Below are 22,487 nucleotides of genomic sequence, written 5' to 3'. Positions count from 1 at the left end.
GGCGATCGGCATTGCAGGAGTCAACGGCTCCCGCGGCCCGCATCAGGCTTTCGCACCACGATTTGTGCGCAGCAGGAAGCCGAATTCCTTATCGCACCCGTGCAGATGAGCCCCGCGTCGGTGCGGGCTTGCCGTTCGCGACGGCGCGGGGATAGCCTCATTCTATGGGCGATGCGTCGGCGCAACGCACGCTCCCAACAACAACGAACGGGCGCCATGGGGAGACGCGCCATGTTCGAGATTCTCGATCGCCGGACGACTCTGACCGGCAACCAGATCAAGATCCTTGCGGCGGCCATCATCGGCGATGCGCTGGAGTTTTTTGACTACTTCCTGATCGGCTTTGTGCTCGCGTTCCTGATCGGGCCGTGGAAACTCACCTTTGGCCAGTCGGCCACCGTCCTGATGAGTTCCGGCATCGGCGCCATCCTCGGCGCCTATCTCTGGGGGTGGCTCGCCGACGGGGTCGGGCGCCGCATCGTCTTCATCGGCACTGTCCTGAACTTCTCGATCGCGACCGGCCTGCTCTATTTCACGCCCGACAATGGCTGGGTCTATCTGGCGATCCTGCGCTTCTTTGTCGGCACCGGCGTCGGCGGGCTCTATTGTGTCGACTTGCCGTTGGTGCAGGAGTTCATGCCCTCGCACAAACGCGGCTGGGTGGGCGGGCTCGTCACCTGCGTGATCCCGCTCGGTGTCGGGCTCGGCGCGGTGCTTGGAGCCGTGATGGGTACCGATCAGTGGCGGCTGTTGTTTGCGATCGGCGTGCTGCCGTCGTTGATGGTGCTGCTGGTCCGGCTCTGGGTTCCGGAGTCGCCGCGCTGGCTGTGCCGGCAGGGACGCTATGACGAAGCCCGCAAGTCGCTGGCCTGGGCGCTGCAGGTGCCGCCATCGGAGCTGCCCTTGCCGAGCGCGGCCGACGCCGGCCCGATCGTCAAGACGAGCTGGTTCGATCTGTTCAAATATCCGCGCAGCCTAATCGTCTCCTGGCTCGGCAATGCCGGCGCGCAGACCGGCGTCTACGGCATCACGCTGTGGGCGCCCGCGCTGTTCGTGCTGCTCCTGAAGGTCTCGCCGCAGGAGGCCGCCAAGATGATGATCCTGCTCAGCATCACAGGCTTCCTCGGACGCATCTCGTTCTCCTACTTCTCGGAACTGCTGGGACGGCGCATCGCCGGCGGCCTGCTCGGCTTCGGCGCCGGCGCGCTGACCATCATTGCCGGCTACCACTACGACGCGACACTGTTCGGCATGTCGGCGTTCTGGCTGCTGCTCGGCGCCGCGTTCTTCTTCGCCGACGGCGGCTTTGCGATCGTCGGTCCCTATGCCGCGGAGGTCTGGCCGTCGCATCTGCGCACCACGGGGATGGGATCGGCCTACGGCTTCGGCGGCATCGGCAAGATCATCGGACCGGTCGGGCTTGCCCTGATCGTCGGCTCGAACAACTACCTCAAGCCGGATGTGCCGCTGACCCAGATCCCGACCGCCTTCGTCTACCTCGGCTGCTGGTTCCTGATGGCGGGCACGGTCTATCTGTTCTTCGGGCTCGAGACCCGGGGCAAGTCGATCGAGCAGATCGACAAGGAGCTCAACGCGACGGCCGACGTCGCGGCCTCTGCGACCACCCGGCGCGCCTGAGGGAGGCCAACATGAGCGCACCTTCTGCCGATCTTGCCGGCGATCGTGACGTGATCGCCCGCGCCGAGGCATCCGACGAGATCGAGACGACCCGCCGCCTGCGCTTCCGCGACATCCACACCGTGACCCAGCAATTGCAGGGCCGCTTCAGTCATTTCGAGACCGTCGGCGCCCCGATGCTGGGCGTCGATGCCGACCTCAGCTTCGTTTAACCCGATTTCTCAGGGAGAAGAACCATGCCATTGGGTGGACTACAGCATTTCACGATCGAACCGCAGGACCTGGAGACGACCAAGGCGTTCTATTGCGACGCGCTCGGGCTCGAGAATGGCGATCGTCCGCCGCTCGATTTTCCCGGCTACTGGCTCTTTTCCGGTGGCCAGGCCACTGTCCATCTAATGGGCACTCGCAAACCGCGCGATGGCATCGTGGTGCGCGGCACCGAGAAGAAATATGAAGACAGCGGGCGGCTCGATCATATCGCCTTTGCCGCCACCGACGTCGACGCCGTGCGCAAGCGCCTGCAGGCGAAGAACGTCAGCTTCCGTGAGCAGATCGTGCCGCGCACCGGCGACACCCAGATCTTCCTCTACGATCCCGACGGCGTCGGCGTGGAGCTGAACTTCCCGAAGAGCTGAACCGGTCTTCGCCGGATTATTCCGCTGCTCAACAATTGGCCGGCGCATGTGCCGGCCAAATTTTAATCTCAGCAAAACGGTCCCCGACAAGGCCCTGACTCGGCCATCACTCGGGCGTGATCCGGTCCGTTTTTCTTCAACATTGAATGACGAATTAACCGGGCCGCGCCGCTGCGGCAGAATAGCCGGGTGCTGCGCCTTTAACCTACCCCAGGGCCTGGTGACCCGGCTATTCGTCCCCACTTCGCCGTCGGAAATGGCGCTAATCGAGCCCGCGTTCGTGGCTGAGGCGGACCATTTCGTTGATGAAGATTTGTTTCTGCTTGTCGTCGAGGCTCGCATAGAGCGGCTCGGCGGCGTCGGCGACGCCGCGCTGATCGACTGCGCGGTCATTGAGGAACTGGGCCTCGTTGCGCATCTGCTCGATGATGTCGTCGGGCGGATCGCGCTGCGCGCGAGCAATACGCAGGTTGAGGCGATCGGCGCCATTGTGCCCGAGATAGTGCATCGCACTGTTGAAGCCGGCCCAGTTCTTCTCCTGCTCCGGCGTCAGGTTGAGCTCCTTCTTGATCCGTTCGATGTTGGCGTCGCTGTTGGCGACGATCTGTTCGGCCGTGAGCTGCGGTGCGCCGGCCTGGGTCAGCACGGTCGGCGCTTGCTTCGCGCCCTTGTCCTTGGCGGCGGCCTTGGCCGATTTGGCGGCTTTGGCGCCCTGCTTGTCAGCGGACGCCGGAGGCTGGGCGTTCTTTCCGCTTCCGGCATTGTTGCCGGTCAACACCCCGGTCACGCCGGTCACCACCCCGACGACGCCGCCGATTGCTCCGCCCAGAACGCCGCCAACCGGGCCGGCGGCCTTGTTGCCTTCGCGCGCGCCGTTTTCGACGCCCTGCACGATCTGCGCATCGACCATATGAGGCACTGCAAGCAGCGTGACGGTGGCGGCCCCAACCGCGGCGCACAATCTCCATTGCGCTCGCAGCTTCGCTACCGGGATGAGCATGATCGGGTCTCCGTGATCGATGGTGGATTGGACTGACGCGGCGGGCTGGTTCGACGAATCCGGAGTTTATCGTTTCCGGCTTCGGCAAGTCTATCGGTCGCGCCGGCCATCAACATGACGGAACTCGGCTCGATCAGGCGTGGCCGGAAAGCTGCGGCTCAACCGCGCACCGTCCGCGAGGATCGCTGCGCCAACCTCCGCGTGCGTCGCAGCATGATCACCGGACGGACGGCAAACCACGGGGCAACTGTAGTGATGCTGATGACGTTGCCTGCGATTTGACCACAACGTTAGTACTACGTGGCATAGGCATCTCGTTTCTCGACAGCAGCCGGCAATTCTGTTCTGATCAGTGTGAATGAAATCCCGCGACGTCGCGCGAACGCGACGCACAAAAACAACAACGGGGTTCAAAAAGTCTTTGTCCGTCGGCTACCAGGGAGGGAATGCCATGTCACGGAAGAAGCTTTCGCGCCGAGAATTCGTTGCAGCGACAGCGCTGTCATCGGCGGCGCTCATTACAGCCCCCTACGTACGTGGCGCCTACGCAGCCGGAAAGCTCACGATGGGCTTCTGGGATCATTGGGTGCCGGGCGCGAACAGCGCGTCCACCGAACTCGTCAAGGAATGGGGCGCCAAGGAAAAAGTCGAGGTCGAGATCGACTACATCACCAGCCAGGGCAACAAGAACATCGTCACCATCGCCGCCGAGGCGCAGGCGAAATCCGGTCACGATATCTTCCAGATGCCGACATGGTGGCCACAGGCCAATGCGGAACTGCTCGAGCCGGTCAACGACATCATGGATCCGCTCATCAAGCTGAACGGCGACGTCAACGGTACAGTGAAGTATCTCGGCCAGGCCGACGGCAAATGGCTCGGCGTTCCCGCCAGCGTCGGCAGCCAGATCAAGGGTCCCTGCTCGCGCATCGACCTGATGAAGAAATACGCCAACATCGATGTGCAGGAAATGTATCCGGCCGGAAGCCCCCCGAAAGCGGACAACTGGACCCTCGATACGTTCCTCAAGGCGGCCGAAGCCTGCCACAAGGCCGGCTTCCCATTCGGTATCGGTCTCGGCGAAACCAGCGACAGTGTCGACACCGCCGGCGCGATCTTCAACTCGTTCGGCGCGCAGCTGGTCGACGCCAAGGGCAACCTCACCGTCAAGACCGACGCGGTGCGCCAATCGCTCGAGTTCTACAAGAAGCTGCTCGCCTTCCTGCCGCCCGACGTCTCCGCATGGGACGATGCCTCCAACAACAAATGGCTGGTCGCCGGCAAGGGCGCGATGATCATGAATCCGCCGAGCGCGTGGGCGGTCGCCAAGCGCGATGCCCCGCAAGTCGCGGAGCAATGCTGGACCCACGGCTTCCCGGCCGGACCCAAGGGACGTTTCGCGCCCTATCTGCCGTTCTTCTGGTCGATCTGGTCGTTCTCGAAGAACAAGGAAGCGGCCAAGAGCCTGCTGTCCCATCTGTCGCAACCGGCATCGATCGAGAAGATGGTGGTCGCGAGCGGTGGCTACGACCTGCCGGCCTACGAAAAGCTCACGACCTTGAAGATCTGGGAAGAGGTAGGGCCGCCCAAGGGCACGCTCTACCACTACCCGAACCCCTTCAAACACCAGACGCTGTCGATGGCGGCCTCGCCTGCCCCGCCCAAGGTCGCGCAGCAGATCTACTTCCAGGCCACCCTGACCAAGATGTGCCTGCGCTACTACCAGGGTGAAAGCATGGAAAAGACGCTCGCCTGGGCCGAGGGCGAGTGTGAAGGCTTCATGCGAAGCTGACGATCGGACGAGCTCGCGCGCGGCCGCCGATCGTGCTGGCCGCGCGGGGTCTCGTCCTTGTAGCCCAACCGCCGAACCGGCGAGCCGTGCAACCAACCCGCGCGAGGAACCTGCGTAATGGTTGATGTCGCATTCCAATCCAACCGCACAGCTGCGGCCCCGACAGGGCGAAGGCGTGCCGGCCTGCGCAACGCGCTGCGGCGCAAGTCGATGTCCGCGTTCCTGATGACGCTGCCGCTGATCCTGCTGATTGCCGTGCTGGTGATCTATCCGGCCCTCTATTCCCTGCATCTGGCGACGCTGAACAAGGCGATGACGAAGTTCGTCGGCTTCGGCAATTTCGAGTTCCTGTTCAAGCGTGAAACCTTCTGGCTGGTGGTCAAGCAATCCTGCATTTTTGCGATCTCGGCGGTGGTCTTCAAAGCGCTGATCGGCTTCATCGTCGCGCATTTCGTGCACAACGTCCCCGCCAACAAGCAGCGCAAGTGGCGCGGCATGCTGCTGGTGCCATGGGTGATCCCGCCGGCCATGAGCACGCTGGCCTGGCTGTGGCTGTTCGACCCCTCCTACAGCGCCTTCAACTACACGCTTGCGTTCTTCGGCCTCGGGCCGATCCCGTGGACCGGCGACGCGATGTGGGCGCGCTTCTCGGTGATCCTGGTCAACGTCTGGTACGGCGCGCCGTTCTTCATGATCATGTATCTGGCGGCGCTGAAATCGGTGCCCGAGCAGCTCTATGAGGCGGCCGCGATCGACGGCGCCAATTGGTGGCAGCGCATCTGGTACGTGACCCTGCCGATGATGCGCAACATCATCGCGATCACGACGCTGTTCTCGCTGATCGTGACCTTCGCCAATTTCGACATCGTGCGCATCCTGACCGCGGGCGGGCCGCTCGACCACACCCACATCTTTGCCACCTGGGCGTTCCGCGTCGGCATCGAGGGCAGCGACATTCCGCTCGGCGCCAGCGTCTCGCTGTTCATGGTGCCGATCCTCGCGGTCGCGGCGATCTTCATCCTGCGCGACATCACCAAACGCGGGAATGAATCCTGATGAGCACGGTGACGATCGACAAGTCGGGTCCGACCCGCAAGGTCAAATACGGCAGCATGAGCCGCGACCGGACCTGGGCGCTGCGCTGGTCCTATTTCTTCCTGACGCTGTTTGCGATCTTCTCGCTGGTGCCGCCGCTCTACATGCTGATCACCTCGCTGAAAGGCAGCGCGGAGATCTCGGCGGCGACCAATCCGTGGTGGGTGTACCACCCGACACTCGAGAACTACATTCAGCTGCTGACCTCGAACCAGTTCCTGCGCTTCTTCTGGAATTCGGCCTGGGTCTCGATCATCGTGGTCACCATCACGATGCTGATCAGCGTGCCGGCGGCCTTTGCGCTGGCGCGGATGAAGTTCTGGGGCTCGGCGACGCTCGCGACCGGAGTGTTCCTCACCTATCTCATTCCGGACAGCCTGCTGTTTATTCCGCTGTTCAAGATGTTTGCAGTTATCGGCGACTGGACCGGCGTTCAGCTCATCAATCGCTGGTACGTGCTGCTCTTCATCTATCCGACGCTGACCGTGCCGTTCTGCACCTGGATCATGATCGGCTATTTCGCCTCGATCCCGAAGGAGCTCGATGAGGCCGCGATCATCGACGGCGCGAGCTGGTTCCAGACGCTGACCCGGATCTTCATCCCGGTCGCCCTGCCCGGCCTGATCGCGGCGACGATCTTTGCCTTCACCGTCTCCTGGGCCCAGTTCCTCTATCCCCTGGTGTTCACCACCTCGACCGATCAGCTGGTGCTGCCGGTCGGCATCATCACGACCCTGATCAAGGGCGATGTCTTCAACTGGGGGCAGATCATGACCGGCGCCCTGCTCGGCGCCGCGCCGCCGCTGATCATCTACGCCTTTCTGATGGACTACTACATTGCCGGCCTGACCGCCGGTGCGACAAAGGGTTGAACGCGACAAAGGTAGAATTCATGGCCGACGTCAGTTTGCGCAAGGTGGTGAAACGTTACGACGAGGTCGAGGCGGTGCGCGGCATCGACCTCGATATCGCCGACCATGAGTTCGTGGTGCTGGTCGGGCCGAGCGGCTGCGGCAAGTCGACGACGCTGCGGATGATCGCTGGCCTCGAGGACATCTCGGACGGCGATATCATGATCGGCGGCGATGTCGTCAACGACGTGCCGCCGAAGGACCGCGACATCGCAATGGTGTTCCAGAACTACGCGCTGTATCCGCACATGACCGTCGCCGAAAACATGTCGTTCGGGCTGCGGCTGAAGCACTACCCCAAGGCCGAGATCAAGAGCCGGGTGACGGAAGCCGCCCGCATGCTCGACATCACCGACCTGATCGACCGCAAGCCGAAGCAGCTCTCCGGCGGCCAGCGCCAGCGCGTCGCGATGGGACGCGCGATCGTCCGTAATCCGAAGGTGTTCCTGTTCGACGAGCCGCTGTCCAACCTCGACGCCAAGCTGCGGGTGCAGATGCGGATCGAGATCAAGAAGGTGCACCAGAAGGTCCGCACCACGACCGTCTACGTCACCCACGACCAGGTCGAGGCGATGACGCTGGCCGACCGCGTGGTGGTGATGAACCACGGCAGGATCGAGCAGATCGGCACGCCCAACGAACTCTATCACAAGCCGGCGACCCGGTTCGTCGCAAGCTTCATCGGCTCGCCCGCGATGAATTTCGTGCCGTGCCGGCTCGAGGACGTCGGCGGCAAGCTCAACGTGCGGCTGACCGATCGCCTCTCCTTCCCGCTGCCGCCGGCGCGCGCCGCCCGCTACCAGGCCCTTTCCCGCACCGACAAGCTGCTGCTGGGTCTGCGGCCCGAGCATGTCATGGAGGCGCGGCCGCATGCCGAGCCCGGTATTGAGCCGTTCGACGCGGTGCTCGACGTCACGGAGCCGATGGGCATGGAGACGCTGGTCTACTTCACGCTCGAGGGCTCCCAGCTTTGCGGCCGGGTCAATCCCAATGCCGGCGCGCGGGATGGCAGCCCGCTCCGATTGGCTGTGGACCTCAACAATATGCATTTGCTAAACGAGGTGACCGGCGCCGTGCTCTGACGGCGCACAAGAAACCTCAAGGGCAGGAAATGGCTACCAACAAGAAGAAGATTTTCATCACCCAGACTTTGTCGCCGGGGGCACGGGTCCTCCTCAATGAACGGGATGATGTAGAACTCGTCGAATTTCCCAACCTGATCTCGGCCAAGGACTTCCAGGCGATGCTGGAGCAGCATGCGCCGGTCCATGGCGTGGCGCTCGGCGCGACCCGCTTCGGCGAGGCGGAGCTGGAAGCGTCCAAGGGCATGTTGGTGGTGACCCGGATCGGCGTCGGTTATGACGCCGTCGACGTGCCGGCACTGTCCCGCCGCAAGGTGCCGCTGATGGTCGCGGGCACCGCGAACTCGCCGTCGGTCGCAGAGCACGCCCTGTTCATGATGCTGACGCTGGCGAAGCGCGCGCAGGAAATGCACGCGATGGTCAAGGATGGCACCTGGGCGAGCCGGCTCGGCGTGCTGCCGTTCGACCTCTACGGCAAGACGGTCCTGATCGTGGGCTTCGGCCGCATCGGCACCCGCACCGCCAAGCGCTGCCTCGCGATGGAAATGAACGTGCTGGTCTACGATCCCTACAAGGCGGCCGGCGAGATCACCGCGGCCGGCTGTGAGGCGGTGCCGAGTCTCGAAGCGGCGCTGCCGCGGGCGGATTTCGTCACAATCCATTGCCCGAAGTCGCCCGAAACGGTCGGCCTGTTCAACGCCGCGCGGATCAGGCTCATGAAGCCGACCGCCTACCTCATCAACACCGCCCGCGGCGGCATCGTGGACGAGAAGGCGCTGCACGACGCGCTGGTGTCGGGCAAGCTCGCCGGCGCCGGCCTCGACGTGTTCGAGGTCGAGCCTCCGCCGGTCGGCCAGCCCCTTCACGCTTTGCCAAATGTGATCATGGCACCGCACGTCGCGGGCGTGACCGTCGAGGCTGTCGATCGCATGAGCGAGCAGACCGCGCGCAATATCCTCAGCGTGCTGGACGGCAATCCGCTGCGCCAGAACGTGATCAATCAGGACGTCCTCGGCTGAGCTTTCAGCCTTTCTCGTTGGCGCCGCGGCCGATCCCGCGAGGTCGGCCCGGCGATGCGGAGCATGCACATGGCTTTCAAGGAATTCGGCAACTACGATGCGGTCGGTCTCGCTGAGCTCGTCCGCAAGAAGGACGTCACCGCAAAGGAGCTGCTCGACGAGGCAATCGCCCGCACGGCCGCTGTCGATCCGAAGATCAACGCGGTCGTCGTCAAGCACTACGACTACGCCGAGCGCCAGATCGCCAAGGGGTTGCCTGACGGCCCCTTCACCGGCGTGCCGTTCCTGCTGAAGGATCTCGACCTGCTCGAGGGCACCCGCACCACGTCGGGCGCCAGCCTGCTGAAGGACTTCGTTGCCGATCACAACGGCACGCTGACCCAGCGTTTCCTCGATGCGGGTCTTGCGATCTTCGGCAAGAGCGCGAGCCCGGAATTTGGCCTGATGCCGACGACGGAATCCCGTCTGTTCGGCCCGACCCGCAATCCCTGGAATCTCGAGCATTCCTCCGGCGGCTCGTCCGGCGGCGCGGGGGCTGCCGTCGCGGCGCGCATCCTGCCCGTCGCGCATGCCAGCGACGGCGGAGGCTCGATCCGGATCCCCGCCTCCGCCTCCGGCGTGTTCGGCATGAAGCCGACGCGCGCCCGCAACCCCTGCGGTCCCGATCGCGGCGAGGGCTGGGGCGGCTTCTCTGTCGGCCATGTGCTGAGCATCAGCGTCCGCGACAGCGCGGTCATGATGGATGCGATCCATGGTCCGGAGCCGTCGAGCCTCTATGTCGCGCCGCCGCCGGAACGGCCGTTTTCCCAGGAGGTCGGCCGCGACCCCGGCCATTTGCGCATCAGCTTCACCGACAAGTCGCCCTATGGCGATGCTGTAGATCCCGAGATCGCCGCGGCGGTCCGCGACATCGCCAAGCTGCTCGCGGGCCTCGGCCATCATGTCGAGGAGCGCGCGCCGCCGCTTGCCGCCGATCCCGCCGCGGTCATGACGACCATCGTCGGCGGTAACACGGCGCTGACCATCCGCCTGCTCGAACAGCGCGTCGGGCGCGCGCTGACGTCGGACGATGTCGAGCGGCTGACGCTCGCCAGCGGCCAGAATTCGGTCAAGATGACCCCCGCCGACTACGTCGCCGCGCAGCTTGCTGCGTTCCAGATTTCGCGCGGGCTTGCGACCTTTTTCGAGGGCTGCGACATCTTCCTCAGCCCGACGCTGTGCGCGCCGCCGCTTCGCATTGGCGAGCTGAACACGATGTCCGAGGACCTGACCCACATCGCGCCGGTGCTGCGCCGCTACATGCCTGGCACCTCGATGTTCAACATGTCCGGGCAGCCGGCAATGTCGGTGCCGCTGGCCTGGAACAAGGCCGGTCTTCCGCTCGGCATGATGTTCGCGGCCAAGCTCGGCGAGGAAGGACTGCTGTTCCGCCTGGCCGGTCAGCTCGAGCAGGCTCGTCCCTGGAAGGACCGGCATCCGCCGGTTTGCGCCTAGCTCAATCGGGCGCGACAAAGGGCAGTCCAATCAGGTAGATAGGAAGGGCGTCGGCACGATTCCGCCGGCGTCATGCCTGGGAGACCGAACCGTGAGTGACCCGACCGACAATGCGCTCGCCGCAATCGCGAGCATTCTCGATCAGACGACGACGCCTCCGGAGAAGTCCAAGTCGTCTGATAGCAAGTCGTCCGACACCAAGTCGTCCGACGAGACGGCGGACAAGGCATCCGAGCCCGTCGAGGAGCCGCCGGTCTCGATAGCGATGCCACCGCCCCTGCCATCATCAGTCGAGGTCGTCACCGTCGAGGCCGTGTCCATCAACACTGAGTCGATGGACGCCGCGCCTGCCGAGCCGACGACGGTCGAGCCTCCGCCGATCGAGGAGGCCGAGCAGCCCGAACCAAACGAACCCGAGCCGAGCGTGCCGGAGCCAGAGACGATCCAGCCGCCCCAACCAATCGAGGCCAACGGCTATTCCAAGTCCGGCCCAGGCCCGATGGCCGCACTGCGCTTCCGCTGGACAGTGCGCGAGGACGGCGCCCAATACTATGTCGACGAGACCGTCGGCGAAGGATCGACCCCGCTGGTCAACGGCCCCATGGACCGGGACGCCGCGATCAAATTCGTCGACGATCGCGAGGCCGAAGCGCGGCGGCGCTTCGAGCATTTCAAGCACGAGATCGTCAGCCGCACAGCGGCCGCCCTTCAGGCGAGCAGGGATCGCCACGAGGCCTAGAACTTCGGTCCTGATCGAATCGCTCGAAAACGCTCTAGCCCAGCGGCGGCCTCGGTGGTCCCAGAAAATCCTTCTTCGCGAGATCGACGCCGGCATGGCGCAGGATGTCGTAGGCCGTTGCGACATGGAAGAAGAACTGCGGCACGCTGAAGGACAGGATCAGGGACTTGCCGGTGAATGGTCTGGTCGCGCCGCTCCGGAACGTGAATACGACGTCCCTGTCGCAAGCGGCGTCGATCACCTCCCGCGGCAGGCCCTGCGCAAAATCAATCGTGGCCGCAATCTGTGCTTTCAGTCCGGCGATGCCGGGCGCCGTGTCGGCCAAGACCGGCGGCGCGCACCCCGCCAGCAACGCGCAGCTCAGGACGACATGCCGGTTCGCCTCCCCGACCTGCTGGCGAAGGCTGTACATGTTCGGGGAAAGCCGCATGTCGAGCAGGACGGCTGGATCGATCTTGCGCGCTCCGGCATGGGCCTCGGCATGATCGAGCAGCGCGGAAAGATTGCGCAGATACGGCACATAGACGCCGACGGATGCTTCATGGAGCGAGATGGTCACTATTGCGCCCGCTGTGCTGGCCCGAAAGTCTCATCTGGTCTAAATGCTCCGCAACGACATGTCATCGAAATTGACGGAGAAGTCTGATGTTTCGCGCGCTGGCTGGCCTCGCTCTCGCCTTGCTTGTTTCTGCCGCGCAAGCGCAGCAGGCCTCGTCCCGGCTCGATGAGATCGTCAAGCGCGGCACGCTGCGCGTCGGCATGACCGGCGACTACCTGCCCTTCACGGCGCTCGACAAGGAGACGAAGGCGTTTCGCGGCTTCGACGTAGACATGGCACAATCGCTCGGCAAGGCGCTCGGCGTCAAGGTCGAGTTCGTGCCGACATCGTGGCCGCAGATGATGAAGGATTTCGAGGCCGACAGTTTCGACATCGCGATGGGCGGCGTCTCCATCACCTTCGACCGGCAGAAGAAGGGTCTGTTCTCGACGCCGATCATGCGCGAGGGGAAGACGCCGATCGCGCGCTGCGCCGACAAGGGCAAGTTTGAGACGATCGCCGAGATCGACAAGCCCGGTACCCGCGTCATCGTCAATCCTGGCGGCACCAACGAGCGTTTTGCGCGCGCCAACGTGAAGGCCGCCGACATCCGTGTCTTCAACGACAACACTAGAATCTTCGACGAGATCGCCAAGGGTGACGCCGACCTGATGATGACCGACGCGTCCGAGACGCGCTATCAGCAGAAGCTGCATCCCGGCGTGCTCTGCGCCGTGCATCCCGACAAACCGTTCGACTTCGCGGAAAAGGCCTATTGGATGCAGCGCGACGTGGCGTTGAAGGCATTCGTCGACCAGTGGCTCCACATCGCGCGCGAAGACGGCAGCTACGCGAAGATCTATGCCGCGTGGTTCGAATAGGCTGCGTCAAGTTTGCCGCTCGCGTGGCGCAAATTGATGCGCGCGGCCTGAACCAGATCGCAATCCGGTGATTTGAACCTGGGGCGCGAGGACGCGACTCATGTTCTGACCGTGATTTGGGGCACGTTCAGCGAGGCGGCCACCAAATAGCCTCACGAACGGGATTCCCTGCACTGGAGGTCGAGATGAGAAAGCTTCTGGCGATCGCTACGCTTGTGCTGGCCAGCACGGCGACAGCGCAGGCGCAATATACGTTCGATTACGGCGGCCGCACCATTCGTATCGATCCCGATCGTGGAACGGTTTCGATCCCCGGCGTCTATGACAATACCGGCCGCAACACCAAGCGCGCCAAGCACAAGGACGCCGAGCAGAAGCACGAGACGGCGCCGAAGGACGTCAGGACGGATTCCCCGTCCATGGCCGCCACGCCGCACGCGGCCGCTGCATCACCCTCTCCGGCTGCTGTTGATCAGGCCGCGCCGCCAGCGGCAACGACAGAGCCCGCGACCACGAGCGTTGCGCTACCTCCGGCCACGGCAGCGACTACACCGCCGCCACCACCCGCGCCGCCAGTTGTACAGCAAAGCGCCGCGCCGGCGGCGGCAAAGCCAGCCCCAGCGCCGACGGTCGGCACCGCATCGCCTGCGCCCAAGCCGGCGGCGAACCCCGTGCAACAAGCCAACTCGCCGCTCGGCGTTTGGCTGACCGAAGAGAAGGAAGGCAAGGTCCGCATCGAGCAATGCGGCGCCAATCTCTGCGGCTACTCGGTCGACAAGACATCGAACGCCAACGGCGAGCAGGTTCTGATCAACATGAAGCCGGGTAAGGACAAATGGAGCGGCCGCATCTTCGATCCGAACAGCGGCAGCACCTACGATTCCACGGTCGCACTGAAGAGCCCCGACACGCTACGCGTCCAGGGCTGCGCGTTCGGCGGCATGTTCTGTGGAGGCCAGACCTGGACGCGGGTGAATTGAGCGATGCGAAATCGCGGTCCGGAATAAAAAAGCCCCGCTCGATCAGCGGGGCTTTTCCTGTGGCTCAGCAACGCCGGCTCAGCCGACCTTGCCGTTGTATTCCTCGTCGGTGACGTGCTCCATCCAGGTCGAATAGACGCCGTCGAGCGCCTCCTGCATGGCGATGTGGGTCATGCTGTTGTCGGGCGAAGCGCCATGCCAATGCTTCTCGTTCGGCGGGATCCAGACGACATCGCCAGGGCGGATCTCCCGGATCGGACCGCCCTTGGCCTGCACGCGGCCGATGCCCGAGATCACGTAGAGCGTCTGCCCGAGCGGATGGGTGTGCCAGGCGGTACGCGCGCCGGGCTCGAACGACACGCGCGAGGCATTCAGCCGGGCCGGCGCCGGCGCCATGTTGATCGGGTCCTGCAGCACGCTGCCGGTGAAGTTCTCCTTCGGCGCGCGGCGGGTCGGCCGCGAGCCGGAAACGTGGATATCCATGGGGTTACCTCCCTTTCTTGACGTTATTTCTTGGTTGCGGCGTAGCGCGCCTTGGTCTCGGCATTCATCGGATACAGGCCGGGCAGCTGGGCGCCATTGTTCACCTCGTTGACGATCCAGGCTTCCATCCGCTCCTGCTCGGGTCCCTCGGCCAGCACCTGGTCAAGGAAGGCCTGCGGGATCAGCACCGCGCCGTCCTGGTCGGCCACCACCACGTCGTTCGGAAACACGGCAACGCCGCCGCAGCCGATCGGTTCGCCCCAGCCGACGAAGGTCAGACCCGCAACCGACGGCGGCGCGGCGTAGCCGTCGCACCACACCGGCAGGCCGGTGCCGAGCACGCCCTCGACGTCACGCACCACGCCATCGGTGATCAGTGCCGTCACCCCGCGCTTGACCATGCGGGCGCAGAGGATGTCGCCGAAAATGCCGGCATCGGTGATGCCCATGGCATCGACCACGGCAATGCAGCCCGCCGGCATCGCCTCGATCGCGGTACGGGTCGAGATCGGCGACGACCAGGATTCCGGCGTCGCCAGATCCTCGCGGGCCGGCACGAAGCGCAGCGTGAAGGCCGGTCCGACCAGCCGCTTCTGCCCGGGCTTCAAGGGCTTGGTGCCGCGCATCCAGATGTTGCGCAGGCCCTTCTTGAGCAGGACCGTCGTGATGGTGGCGGTGGACACGTGCGACAGCGTCGCGATCGCTTCGGCGGACAGTGACATCTGGAAAGCTTGCTCCGATGGGAGGAAAAGACCGGCGCATGTTGCCGGGCGAAGGCCCTGCGTCAAGGGCTGCGCGAAAAACCTCCGATCATCCAAATTTATCGCCGGCATGCCGATTAATTTATTGAAGTTGCTGCATCATTTTGCACGAAGCGAATTCCGTTTTTAATCGAAACACGCTAGCTTGATGGCCGACCCAATCTGCTTGAGCCGATGGCCGAACCCTTAAGTCCTCCCCGCCTTTTGCCGAGTGGCGACAGCGCCATCACGGTGGAATTCAGCCGCACCATCGATGACGCCGCCAACCGGCGGGTGCTCGCGCTCGACCGCGTGATAGCAGCCGAGCCGATCGCCGGGATCACCGAGACCGTGCCGACCTACCGGTCGCTGCTAGTGCATTACGATCCCGTGCAGATCACCTTCGAGGCGCTCGGCGAGCAGCTGCTTGCGCGGGCCGCCAAGGCACCGCCGACCGAAAGCGGAACGCGGCGCTGGCGGATACCCATCACCTATGGCGGTGAGCACGGCATCGATCTCGAGGATGTGGCCAAGGCACTCCAGACCACGCCCGATGACATCGTCGCGCGCCATGCCGCCGGCGACTATCGCGTCGCCATGATTGGCTTCACCCCCGGCTGGTCCTATCTTAGCGGGCTCGACAAGTTCCTGCATCTACCCAGGCGCAAGGAGCCGCGGCTCGTGACCCCGGCCGGCACCATCTCGATCGGCGGCATCCAGACCGGGGTGCAGTGCCTGGCCGGCCCGAGCGGCTGGCACCTGCTCGGCCGCACCCCGGTGCGAACCTACCAATTGCATCGCGACCCGACCTTCCTGCTGGAGCCGGGCGATGCCGTCAGCTTCACGGCGGTGGATGCCAAGACCTTTGCCGAACAGGACCGCGCCGCCGAGGCTGGCGCGTTCGTCGCAGAACTGGTGACGTCATGAGCAAGCTCGTCGTCACCTCGATCGGCCCGGCCAGCTCGGTACAGGACGGCGGACGCCCGGGCTCGCAGCGCTACGGCCTGACGCCGAGCGGCGCGATGGACCGGCTTTCGCTGGCAGCTGCCAATACGCTGGTCGGCAATGAGCCGTTCGCCGCTGCGGTCGAAATCGGCCCATTCGGCGCCACCTTCACCGCGCGCGGCGGCGCGGTGCGCATCGGACTCGCCGGCGCATCGCGCAATGCGGAGATCGGTGGCCGGCCGGTCGCCTTCGACAGTTCGGCAACGCTCGCCGACGGTGAGACGCTCAATCTCGGTTTTGCGCGCGGCGGTTCGTTCAGCTATCTCGCGATCGAGCACGGCATCGAGGGCGAGCCAATGTTCGGCAGCCTCGCCGTCAACGCCCGCGCTGGGCTCGGCAGCCCCTACCCGCGGCCGCTGCAAAGCGGCGACGAGTTGAAGACGAAAGCTGCGAGCGGCGCCACTGAGCGCCGCATCGAGTTGCCGGCCGCCACCGATGCGCCGATCCGCATCGTGTTCGGCCCGCAGGACGACGAGTTCACCGCGGAAAACAAGCAGCTGTTCCTCGACAGCGAGTGGAAGATCTCGGCCACCAGCGACCGCATGGGCTACCGGCTCGAAGGGGCGGTCATCAAACACCGCGACGGCCACAACATCGTCTCCGACGGCACCGTCAACGGCAGCATCCAGGTGCCCGGCAACGGCCAGCCGATCGTGCTGATGCCGGACCGCGGCACCAGCGGTGGTTATCCAAAGATCGCGACCGTGATCACGGCCGATCTTGGCCGCTTCGCGCAGACCTCCGCCGGCCGGCCGTTCCGCTTCAAGGCCGTGACGGTGGCGGAAGCGCAGGCCGAGGCGATCAAGTTCCACGCGCTGCTGCATTCCCTGCCCGATCGCCTCCGCAGCATCGACGACTTTGGCCTCAACATCGAGGCGCTGCGGGATGCGAATGTCGCGGGTCAGGCCGTCAGCGCCGTCGATGTGTCGACCTGGCAAGTTGCGCTACCCTGAATCAAGTACGAACAACAAACGGATCGATCGTCATGACTGCAACCATCGACCTCAATTGCGATCTCGGCGAAAGTTTTGGCCCCTGGGAAATGGGCAATGATGCCGCGATGATCGAGCTTGCAACCTCGGTCAACGTCGCCTGCGGCTTCCATGCCGGCGACGCCGACATCATGCGCAAGACCGTCGAGCTCGCGAAGGCGCGCGGCGTCAGCGTCGGCGCCCATCCCGGCTATCGCGACCTGCACGGTTTTGGCCGCCGCCCGATGCCGGGGCTGACATCCTCCGAGATCGAGAACCTGATCGCCTATCAGATCGGCGCCCTGCAGGCGATCGCAACCGCGGCCGGCCACAAGGTTACCCATGTGAAGGCACATGGCGCGATTTCCAACGTCGCCTGCGAGGACGACATGACCGCACGGGCGATCGCCAATGCGATCAAGGCAGTCGACCCGAGCCTCGTGTTCGTGGTGCTCGCCAACTCGAAGCTGGTACGTGCGGGCGAAGCCGCGAATCTGCGGATGGCGCACGAAGTGTTTGCCGACCGCGCTTATGAGGACGACGGCAATCTGGTGTCGCGCAAGAAGCCCGGCGCGGTGCTGCACGATCCCAAGGCGATCGCCGAGCGGGTGGTGCGGATGGTGCAGGATGGCGCGGTCGTCTCGGTCACCGGCAAGGTGATCAAGATGCGGACCGATACCGTCTGCATCCATGGCGACACGCACGGCGCCGTCGAAATCGCGCGCGGTCTGCGCGAGGCGTTGAGCAAGGCCGGCATCACGGTCGCGCCGTTCAAGACCGCGCACTGAGCCGCGCACGCGTCGACTGCCAAGGACCGGCCGCCGCGCCGACCCTTTAGATTCCGTTAAGAGTCTTCTTAAACCCAAACTTGCCGTTTGATTGCTAGGTGCAGCTTCCGAGCCTTTGATTGTCCTCTCAGGAAATTGGGTACGAAAGCATGTTCCGCACCAGCCTCTCCCTCGCAATTGCTGCGCTGGCCACGGCCGCCTCCACCAGCGCAGCCTCCGCCGGCTGCTACAGCTGCTATACGCCGCCGCCCCAGCCCTGCACGACCTGCTATCAGGTGCAGACCGTGCCGCCGCAGTATCGCACTGTGCAGGAGACCGTGATGGTGTCGCCGGGCCGCGTCATCGCGCATCGCACGCCGGCGCAGTATCGTACCGTGATGGTGCCGAAGACCGTGATGGTCGCGCCCGAAGGCGTCGCCTATGAGCGCATCGCGCCGCAATACGCCACCCAGGAACGCACGCAGATGGTCTCGCCGGGCTATTCCTACTACGCGCCGGTCCAGCCGACCTGCAACACCTGCGGCGGCGGATATGGCTACGGCTACGGATATGGACCGGGCTACGGCTACTGAGCCGCCAGCATCCAGACAACACAAAGCCGCCGCCTGGGGACATCAGACGGCGGCTTTTGAATTTTCAGAAGGGCTCAGAACGGGTGGACGGACAGCGTGCCGAACACGATGGCCGCGATCACCGCAAAGGCGCTGTACAGCGCCGCAGTGTGTATTCCGGTCCCGGACTTCCTTGAAATGTGTCGCGCGTAAAAGTGCAGGCGGGCTTCCGCCGATAGCTCGCGCATGGTCGATCTCCAACGCCCCATTGTCGGGCATATGGAATAGCGTTCGCACGCCGATTCAAGCGGGTGGCAAAAATAGCGATGCCGCCGCCTTCGGGAACACGGTTCCGAGAGGAAAATTCTTTCCCGTGCGCTCGCCCGAGAATCTTATTCGTTGCAATTCGAGGCGTCGGGAACCCACGCCAGCCCGCAATAACCGAAAATCTCGAAAACAACCCCATGCAAAGGAACCGGAGGTGGCGGCCGCTGCACCGCCGCTCAGGGCTTCCAGCGCCCGATCTTGAAGGCCGCCAGATGGCTGGGAACGTCGTTCGGATCGAACGGCGGACCGGCGAACGCTCCGATGGCGTTGGAGGTGCCAGCCGGGCGCCCGGATGCGGCGTCGTAGAGGTCCGGCCTGAACACCGCCATGGCGGCCTTCAGCGCCTCCGGCCGGTACGGCGTCTGGCCCCAGCGAACCATCTGCGCGTAGAGCCAGGCCGCCTGCCCCGGGTCCGGCCGCGCCGCCGTCTCGCGCCCGACCAGCAAATAGCGACTGCTTTCGCGCATGGTGCCGTCGGGCGAAATCTTCAGCCGGCCATCGAGCGTGCGCTGGATGACGCTGGCGTCGACGCCGATCCGCTCGGGTGAGCTGAGGATGCGCGCCACCTCGGGCCTGTTTTCCGGCTGCTCGATGAACTCCGCGGCGCGCAGATGCGCGCGCACCAGCGCGGCTACGACGTCGGCGTTCTTCTCCGACCAGCTCTGGCGCACCGCCAGCACCTTCTCCACCGCGCTGAGCAGGATGTCGGAGACGAAGTGCAGGATGTGGCCGACGCCGAGATCGACCGCGATCGAATTCCAGGGCGCGCCGACGCAGAACGCGTCAACATGGCCGTTGGCGAGACTGTCGACCATGTAGGGCGGCGGCAGCACCACGAGTTGAACGTCCTCGTCGGGATCGACGCCGCCGGCGGCCATCCAGAACCGCAATTGATAATTGTGGGTCGAGAACGGAAAGGTCATGCCGAAGGTCAACGGCTCGGCCCCGCTCTTCCGCCGCCTGGCCACGACGCGGGCAAGCGCGCGCGAGGTCGCCATCGGATCGAAGCGGTCGCCGTCGATCTCTTCCAGCAGCGCGGCGTGCAGCGCCGGCGATACCGTGATGGCGTTGCCGTTGAGCCCGAGATTGAAGGGCGCTGCGATCGGCACCTTGACGTGGCCGAGCCCGAGGTGTGATGCGATCGCCACCGGCGCCAGCAGATGAGCCGCGTCGAACAGGCCGATATTGAGCTTGTCGCGGACGTTCGACCACGACACTTCACGCACCAGCGTGACGTCGAGGCCTTCGGCTGCGGCAAATCCCTTGTCGACCGCGACGATCAGGGCGGCAGCGTCCACCAGCGGAATGAACCCGATGTGCAGGGGTGTGGTCATTTCAAGAGCTCCGACGCCGTCAGGATCGATTGCGCGATCTCGCCGATCTTCTTCTTCTCGCGCATCGCGGTCGAGCGCATCAGCACGTAGGCCTCTTCCTCGGTCAGCCCCTTCACCTTCATCAGGATTCCCTTGGCGCGGTCGATCACCTTGCGCTCCTCCAGCGCATGCTTGGTGCGGTCGAGCTCGTCCTGCAATTTGGAGAAGGCATTGAAGCGGGAGACGCAGAGATCGAGGATCGGCTTCATCCGCTCCTTCTTGAGACCGTCGACGATATAGGCGGAGACACCCGCCTCCACCGAGGCCTGGATCGAGGCGGCGTCGCTCTGATCGACGAACATCGCGATCGGGCGGCGGACGGCACGGCTGACCTGGAACATTTGTTCCAGCACGTCGCGGCTGGGGTTCTCGAGGTCGATGACGATGATCTCGGGGTCGAGCGCATAGATCCGCGACAGCAGGCTCTGCATCTCGCTGATATGGACCACGTCCGTATAGCCCGCCTCCCGCAGCCCCTCCTCGAGGATGGCCGCACGGATCGGGCTCTCGTCGACGATGACGATCTTGGGAGACGAATCAGCGCTCATCGACCACTCTTAAAGCCCGGCAAGAACCATCCATATCACGCCGGGACGGTGCGGAAAGGGTTGTAATTCTCGACAATTGGGACTAGCTCCTGCCCATCAATCAGGCAGATTCAGAGATATGCAAGAGGCCGCCGCGCCGAAAGTGAGCTTTGTGTCCTTGGGTTGCCCCAAGGCGCTGGTTGATTCCGAGCGCATCATCACCCGGCTGCGCGCGGAAGGCTATGAACTGGCGCGCAAGCACGACGGCGCCGACATCGTGATCGTCAACACCTGCGGCTTCCTCGACAGCGCCAAGCAGGAATCGCTCGCGGCAATCGGCGAGGCCATGGCCGAGAACGGCAAGGTCATCGTCACCGGCTGCATGGGCGCCGAGCCGGAGCAGATCGAGTCGGCCTATCCCGGCGTGCTGTCGATTACGGGACCGCAGCAATATGAAAGCGTGCTGGATGCCGTGCATCGCGCGCTGCCGCCGGCGCACAATCCGCACATTGACCTGGTGCCGCCGCAGGGCATCAAGCTGACGCCGCGCCACTACGCCTATCTGAAGATATCCGAGGGCTGCAACAATCGCTGCAGCTTCTGCATCATCCCGAAGCTGCGCGGCGATCTGGTGTCGCGGCCGGCCAATGACGTGCTGCGCGAGGCCGAGAAGCTGGTGAAGGCCGGCGTCAAGGAATTGCTCGTGATCTCGCAGGACACCTCGGCCTATGGCGTCGACCTGAAATACGCCGAGAGCCCGTGGCAGGATCGCAGCGTGCGCGCCAAATTCTTCGATCTCGCCAAGGAGCTCGGCGAGCTCGGCGCCTGGGTGCGGCTGCAATATGTCTACCCCTACCCGCATGTCGACGAGGTCATCGGCCTGATGACCGAGGGCAAGGTGCTGCCCTATCTCGACATCCCGTTCCAGCATGCGAGCCCCGACGTGCTGCGCGCGATGAAGCGCCCGGCCGCCCAGGAGAAGACGCTGGCGCGGATCCAGAAGTGGCGCGAGCAGTGCCCGGAGCTGACGCTGCGCTCGACCTTCATCGTCGGCTTCCCCGGCGAGACCGATTCCGATTTCGCCTATCTGCTCGACTGGCTGGATGAAGCCGGGATCGATCGCCTCGGCTGCTTCAAATACGAGCCGGTCGCTGGCGCCTCCTCGAACGCGATCGGCAATGCCGTGCCAGACGAGGTCAAGCAGGAGCGCTGGAATGCGCTGATGGCGCGGCAGCAGAAGATTTCGGCGAGACGCCTGAAGCGTAAGGTCGGCACCCGCCAGCAGGTAATCATCGACGAGGTCGGCCCGACTGTCGCGAAAGGTCGTTCAAAGGCCGACGCACCCGAGATAGACGGCGCCGTCTATCTCACCAGCCGCCGCCCGCTCAAGGTCGGCGAGATCGTCACCGCCAAGATCGAGCGCGCCGATGAATACGACCTGCACGGCAGCGTCGCCGGATTCTAAACGCGCCTAACTCGCAGTCGGCGCAGCGGCGAGCGCGGGATCGAGCGTGCGAAGCACGCGATGGATGCGGACCGAGCTTGCGATGCCTGCATTGCGCACATAGTCATCGATGACCTCCTCGCTCTCGACCACGACGAGGCCGAACAGCTTGCGGTCGTCGGTCGCATAGGTGCAGAGCCAGTGCATCCTGCCCTGCGTTGCGATGATGGCGTCCAGCGCAATCCGCGCATGACGCGCCGCCTGCGCGTCATCGGTCACATCGAAACCGGCCGGAAGATCTCGTTCGATCAGCAGCTTGATCACGGCGCCACCTCCAGGATTGCCTAGAGCGGTTTTCGGTTGATGTGAATCGGAACAGTAAGGGGGTTCCCAAAAGCGCGCAAATCAGATTCGGGTTGCTTTGACAGCAACAGCGAGGTCGCGCGATGGCGAAGGGATACTCGAAGGACC

Annotated in this window: 25 protein-coding genes; 17 read left to right on the top strand and 8 right to left on the bottom strand. The window is 64.4% G+C overall.

Annotated features, from left to right (window positions below; translation table 11 throughout):
* Nucleotides 1–231 precede the first annotated feature (231 nt).
* The 3 genes from AC066Y_RS36215 to AC066Y_RS36205 are packed head-to-tail and all read left to right on the top strand — an operon-like array spanning nt 232 to nt 2,276.
* On the top strand, nt 232–1,638 hold the full coding sequence (locus AC066Y_RS36215; protein ID WP_478278043.1) for an MFS transporter: 1,407 nt from the start codon (nt 232–234) through the stop codon (nt 1,636–1,638).
* An 11-nt stretch (nt 1,639–1,649) separates the two neighbouring features.
* Nucleotides 1,650–1,850 (top strand): hypothetical protein, encoded by a 201-nt coding sequence (locus tag AC066Y_RS36210; RefSeq protein ID WP_478278042.1) that lies wholly within the window; start codon nt 1,650–1,652, stop codon nt 1,848–1,850.
* Nucleotides 1,851–1,874: 24 nt separating this feature from the next.
* The gene (locus tag AC066Y_RS36205) at nt 1,875–2,276 is read left to right on the top strand and encodes a VOC family protein (protein ID WP_478278041.1); all 402 of its coding nucleotides are present in this window, start codon (nt 1,875–1,877) and stop codon (nt 2,274–2,276) included.
* A 262-nt stretch (nt 2,277–2,538) separates the two neighbouring features.
* Here the strand turns inward: AC066Y_RS36205 and AC066Y_RS36200 are convergent, their stop codons facing one another.
* On the bottom strand, nt 2,539–3,276 hold the full coding sequence (locus tag AC066Y_RS36200) for a Spy/CpxP family protein refolding chaperone (protein WP_478278040.1): 738 nt from the start codon (nt 3,274–3,276) through the stop codon (nt 2,539–2,541).
* A 451-nt stretch (nt 3,277–3,727) separates the two neighbouring features.
* On the opposite strand from AC066Y_RS36200, the gene AC066Y_RS36195 reads away from it, so the two are divergent.
* From AC066Y_RS36195 to AC066Y_RS36165, 7 genes are all read left to right on the top strand, one after another.
* Nucleotides 3,728–5,068 carry an ABC transporter substrate-binding protein gene (locus AC066Y_RS36195; protein ID WP_478278039.1) on the top strand — a complete coding sequence of 447 codons (1,341 nt, stop codon included), beginning with the start codon at nt 3,728–3,730 and terminating at the stop codon, nt 5,066–5,068.
* Between the two features lie 117 nt (nt 5,069–5,185).
* On the top strand, nt 5,186–6,124 hold the full coding sequence (locus tag AC066Y_RS36190) for a carbohydrate ABC transporter permease (RefSeq protein ID WP_176531314.1): 939 nt from the start codon (nt 5,186–5,188) through the stop codon (nt 6,122–6,124).
* Entirely contained in the window at nt 6,124–7,035 is a 912-nt protein-coding gene (locus tag AC066Y_RS36185) for a carbohydrate ABC transporter permease (RefSeq protein ID WP_229170483.1), read from the top strand. Before AC066Y_RS36190 ends, AC066Y_RS36185 begins: the two co-directional genes overlap by 1 nt.
* A 20-nt stretch (nt 7,036–7,055) precedes the next feature.
* Nucleotides 7,056–8,156, top strand: coding sequence for an ABC transporter ATP-binding protein (locus tag AC066Y_RS36180; RefSeq protein WP_478278038.1), 1,101 nt, complete (start codon nt 7,056–7,058; stop codon nt 8,154–8,156).
* Between the two features lie 29 nt (nt 8,157–8,185).
* The gene (locus AC066Y_RS36175; protein ID WP_478278037.1) at nt 8,186–9,175 is read left to right on the top strand and encodes a hydroxyacid dehydrogenase; all 990 of its coding nucleotides are present in this window, start codon (nt 8,186–8,188) and stop codon (nt 9,173–9,175) included.
* Between the two features lie 69 nt (nt 9,176–9,244).
* Nucleotides 9,245–10,669, top strand: coding sequence for an amidase (locus AC066Y_RS36170; RefSeq protein WP_478278036.1), 1,425 nt, complete (start codon nt 9,245–9,247; stop codon nt 10,667–10,669).
* Nucleotides 10,670–10,760: 91 nt separating this feature from the next.
* Nucleotides 10,761–11,408, top strand: coding sequence for a hypothetical protein (locus AC066Y_RS36165; protein WP_478278035.1), 648 nt, complete (start codon nt 10,761–10,763; stop codon nt 11,406–11,408).
* A gap of 34 nt (nt 11,409–11,442) precedes the next feature.
* Here AC066Y_RS36165 and AC066Y_RS36160 read toward each other — a convergent pair whose 3' ends face one another.
* A complete protein-coding gene (locus AC066Y_RS36160; RefSeq protein WP_478278034.1) occupies nt 11,443–11,967 on the bottom strand; it encodes a DUF1993 domain-containing protein in 525 nt (174 codons plus the stop codon).
* Between the two features lie 86 nt (nt 11,968–12,053).
* Between AC066Y_RS36160 and AC066Y_RS36155 the strand changes: the two genes are divergently transcribed.
* On the top strand, nt 12,054–12,827 hold the full coding sequence (locus AC066Y_RS36155) for a transporter substrate-binding domain-containing protein (protein WP_478278033.1): 774 nt from the start codon (nt 12,054–12,056) through the stop codon (nt 12,825–12,827).
* 185 nt (nt 12,828–13,012) lie between these two features.
* Nucleotides 13,013–13,807: a DUF2147 domain-containing protein gene (locus AC066Y_RS36150; protein ID WP_478278032.1), complete on the top strand. Its 795-nt coding sequence runs from the start codon at nt 13,013–13,015 to the stop codon at nt 13,805–13,807.
* 78 nt (nt 13,808–13,885) lie between these two features.
* Here AC066Y_RS36150 and AC066Y_RS36145 read toward each other — a convergent pair whose 3' ends face one another.
* Nucleotides 13,886–14,290 (bottom strand): (R)-mandelonitrile lyase, encoded by a 405-nt coding sequence (locus AC066Y_RS36145; protein WP_146985948.1) that lies wholly within the window; start codon nt 14,288–14,290, stop codon nt 13,886–13,888.
* Nucleotides 14,291–14,313: 23 nt separating this feature from the next.
* Entirely contained in the window at nt 14,314–15,012 is a 699-nt protein-coding gene (locus AC066Y_RS36140) for a ribonuclease activity regulator RraA (protein WP_092114436.1), read from the bottom strand.
* A gap of 213 nt (nt 15,013–15,225) precedes the next feature.
* On the opposite strand from AC066Y_RS36140, the gene pxpB reads away from it, so the two are divergent.
* From pxpB to AC066Y_RS36120, 4 genes are all read left to right on the top strand, one after another.
* Entirely contained in the window at nt 15,226–15,957 is a 732-nt protein-coding gene (pxpB, locus tag AC066Y_RS36135) for a 5-oxoprolinase subunit PxpB (protein ID WP_478278031.1), read from the top strand.
* Nucleotides 15,954–16,988: a 5-oxoprolinase subunit C family protein gene (locus AC066Y_RS36130; RefSeq protein ID WP_478278030.1), complete on the top strand. Its 1,035-nt coding sequence runs from the start codon at nt 15,954–15,956 to the stop codon at nt 16,986–16,988. The genes pxpB and AC066Y_RS36130 overlap by 4 nt, the downstream gene beginning before the upstream one ends.
* 32 nt (nt 16,989–17,020) lie before the next feature.
* A complete protein-coding gene (locus tag AC066Y_RS36125) occupies nt 17,021–17,794 on the top strand; it encodes a LamB/YcsF family protein (RefSeq protein WP_478278029.1) in 774 nt (257 codons plus the stop codon).
* A 149-nt stretch (nt 17,795–17,943) separates the two neighbouring features.
* Nucleotides 17,944–18,366 (top strand): hypothetical protein, encoded by a 423-nt coding sequence (locus AC066Y_RS36120; RefSeq protein ID WP_478278028.1) that lies wholly within the window; start codon nt 17,944–17,946, stop codon nt 18,364–18,366.
* A gap of 74 nt (nt 18,367–18,440) precedes the next feature.
* On the opposite strand, the gene AC066Y_RS36115 is transcribed toward AC066Y_RS36120, so the two are convergent.
* The 3 genes from AC066Y_RS36115 to AC066Y_RS36105 all read right to left on the bottom strand — a co-directional run bounded on the left by AC066Y_RS36115 (nt 18,441) and on the right by AC066Y_RS36105 (nt 20,593).
* The gene (locus tag AC066Y_RS36115; RefSeq protein WP_171947587.1) at nt 18,441–18,593 is read right to left on the bottom strand and encodes a hypothetical protein; all 153 of its coding nucleotides are present in this window, start codon (nt 18,591–18,593) and stop codon (nt 18,441–18,443) included.
* A 255-nt stretch (nt 18,594–18,848) separates the two neighbouring features.
* Entirely contained in the window at nt 18,849–20,006 is a 1,158-nt protein-coding gene (locus tag AC066Y_RS36110; RefSeq protein ID WP_478278027.1) for a CmpA/NrtA family ABC transporter substrate-binding protein, read from the bottom strand.
* The gene (locus AC066Y_RS36105) at nt 20,003–20,593 is read right to left on the bottom strand and encodes an ANTAR domain-containing response regulator (protein WP_478278026.1); all 591 of its coding nucleotides are present in this window, start codon (nt 20,591–20,593) and stop codon (nt 20,003–20,005) included. The genes AC066Y_RS36110 and AC066Y_RS36105 overlap by 4 nt, the downstream gene beginning before the upstream one ends.
* Before the next feature lie 118 nt (nt 20,594–20,711).
* On the opposite strand from AC066Y_RS36105, the gene rimO reads away from it, so the two are divergent.
* Nucleotides 20,712–22,037, top strand: coding sequence for a 30S ribosomal protein S12 methylthiotransferase RimO (gene rimO / locus AC066Y_RS36100; RefSeq protein ID WP_478278025.1), 1,326 nt, complete (start codon nt 20,712–20,714; stop codon nt 22,035–22,037).
* A gap of 6 nt (nt 22,038–22,043) precedes the next feature.
* Here the strand turns inward: rimO and AC066Y_RS36095 are convergent, their stop codons facing one another.
* Nucleotides 22,044–22,340 carry a hypothetical protein gene (locus AC066Y_RS36095; RefSeq protein WP_478278024.1) on the bottom strand — a complete coding sequence of 99 codons (297 nt, stop codon included), beginning with the start codon at nt 22,338–22,340 and terminating at the stop codon, nt 22,044–22,046.
* Nucleotides 22,341–22,487: the final 147 nt, after the last annotated feature.

The organism is Bradyrhizobium sp. USDA3010, assembly GCF_056429065.1.
The sequence above is the reverse complement of the archived record's forward strand: the minus strand, read 5'-3'. Positions and strand labels throughout refer to the sequence as shown.

What these genes read in the sequence shown, in the direction of transcription:
- AC066Y_RS36185 (WP_229170483.1), top strand. Translation starts at nt 6,124, where the DNA reads ATGAGCACGGTGACGATCGACAAGTCGGGTCCGACCCGCAAGGTCAAA.
- AC066Y_RS36115 (WP_171947587.1), bottom strand. Translation starts at nt 18,593, where the DNA reads ATGCGCGAGCTATCGGCGGAAGCCCGCCTGCACTTTTACGCGCGACAC.
- AC066Y_RS36125 (WP_478278029.1), top strand. Translation starts at nt 17,021, where the DNA reads ATGACTGCAACCATCGACCTCAATTGCGATCTCGGCGAAAGTTTTGGC.
- AC066Y_RS36120 (WP_478278028.1), top strand. Translation starts at nt 17,944, where the DNA reads ATGTTCCGCACCAGCCTCTCCCTCGCAATTGCTGCGCTGGCCACGGCC.
- rimO (WP_478278025.1), top strand. Translation starts at nt 20,712, where the DNA reads ATGCAAGAGGCCGCCGCGCCGAAAGTGAGCTTTGTGTCCTTGGGTTGC.
- AC066Y_RS36205 (WP_478278041.1), top strand. Translation starts at nt 1,875, where the DNA reads ATGCCATTGGGTGGACTACAGCATTTCACGATCGAACCGCAGGACCTG.
- AC066Y_RS36175 (WP_478278037.1), top strand. Translation starts at nt 8,186, where the DNA reads ATGGCTACCAACAAGAAGAAGATTTTCATCACCCAGACTTTGTCGCCG.
- AC066Y_RS36130 (WP_478278030.1), top strand. Translation starts at nt 15,954, where the DNA reads ATGAGCAAGCTCGTCGTCACCTCGATCGGCCCGGCCAGCTCGGTACAG.
- AC066Y_RS36150 (WP_478278032.1), top strand. Translation starts at nt 13,013, where the DNA reads ATGAGAAAGCTTCTGGCGATCGCTACGCTTGTGCTGGCCAGCACGGCG.
- AC066Y_RS36180 (WP_478278038.1), top strand. Translation starts at nt 7,056, where the DNA reads ATGGCCGACGTCAGTTTGCGCAAGGTGGTGAAACGTTACGACGAGGTC.
- AC066Y_RS36170 (WP_478278036.1), top strand. Translation starts at nt 9,245, where the DNA reads ATGGCTTTCAAGGAATTCGGCAACTACGATGCGGTCGGTCTCGCTGAG.
- AC066Y_RS36155 (WP_478278033.1), top strand. Translation starts at nt 12,054, where the DNA reads ATGTTTCGCGCGCTGGCTGGCCTCGCTCTCGCCTTGCTTGTTTCTGCC.
- AC066Y_RS36215 (WP_478278043.1), top strand. Translation starts at nt 232, where the DNA reads ATGTTCGAGATTCTCGATCGCCGGACGACTCTGACCGGCAACCAGATC.
- AC066Y_RS36200 (WP_478278040.1), bottom strand. Translation starts at nt 3,276, where the DNA reads ATGCTCATCCCGGTAGCGAAGCTGCGAGCGCAATGGAGATTGTGCGCC.
- AC066Y_RS36190 (WP_176531314.1), top strand. Translation starts at nt 5,186, where the DNA reads ATGGTTGATGTCGCATTCCAATCCAACCGCACAGCTGCGGCCCCGACA.
- AC066Y_RS36195 (WP_478278039.1), top strand. Translation starts at nt 3,728, where the DNA reads ATGTCACGGAAGAAGCTTTCGCGCCGAGAATTCGTTGCAGCGACAGCG.
- AC066Y_RS36210 (WP_478278042.1), top strand. Translation starts at nt 1,650, where the DNA reads ATGAGCGCACCTTCTGCCGATCTTGCCGGCGATCGTGACGTGATCGCC.
- AC066Y_RS36145 (WP_146985948.1), bottom strand. Translation starts at nt 14,290, where the DNA reads ATGGATATCCACGTTTCCGGCTCGCGGCCGACCCGCCGCGCGCCGAAG.
- AC066Y_RS36110 (WP_478278027.1), bottom strand. Translation starts at nt 20,006, where the DNA reads ATGACCACACCCCTGCACATCGGGTTCATTCCGCTGGTGGACGCTGCC.
- AC066Y_RS36140 (WP_092114436.1), bottom strand. Translation starts at nt 15,012, where the DNA reads ATGTCACTGTCCGCCGAAGCGATCGCGACGCTGTCGCACGTGTCCACC.
- pxpB (WP_478278031.1), top strand. Translation starts at nt 15,226, where the DNA reads ATGGCCGAACCCTTAAGTCCTCCCCGCCTTTTGCCGAGTGGCGACAGC.
- AC066Y_RS36105 (WP_478278026.1), bottom strand. Translation starts at nt 20,593, where the DNA reads ATGAGCGCTGATTCGTCTCCCAAGATCGTCATCGTCGACGAGAGCCCG.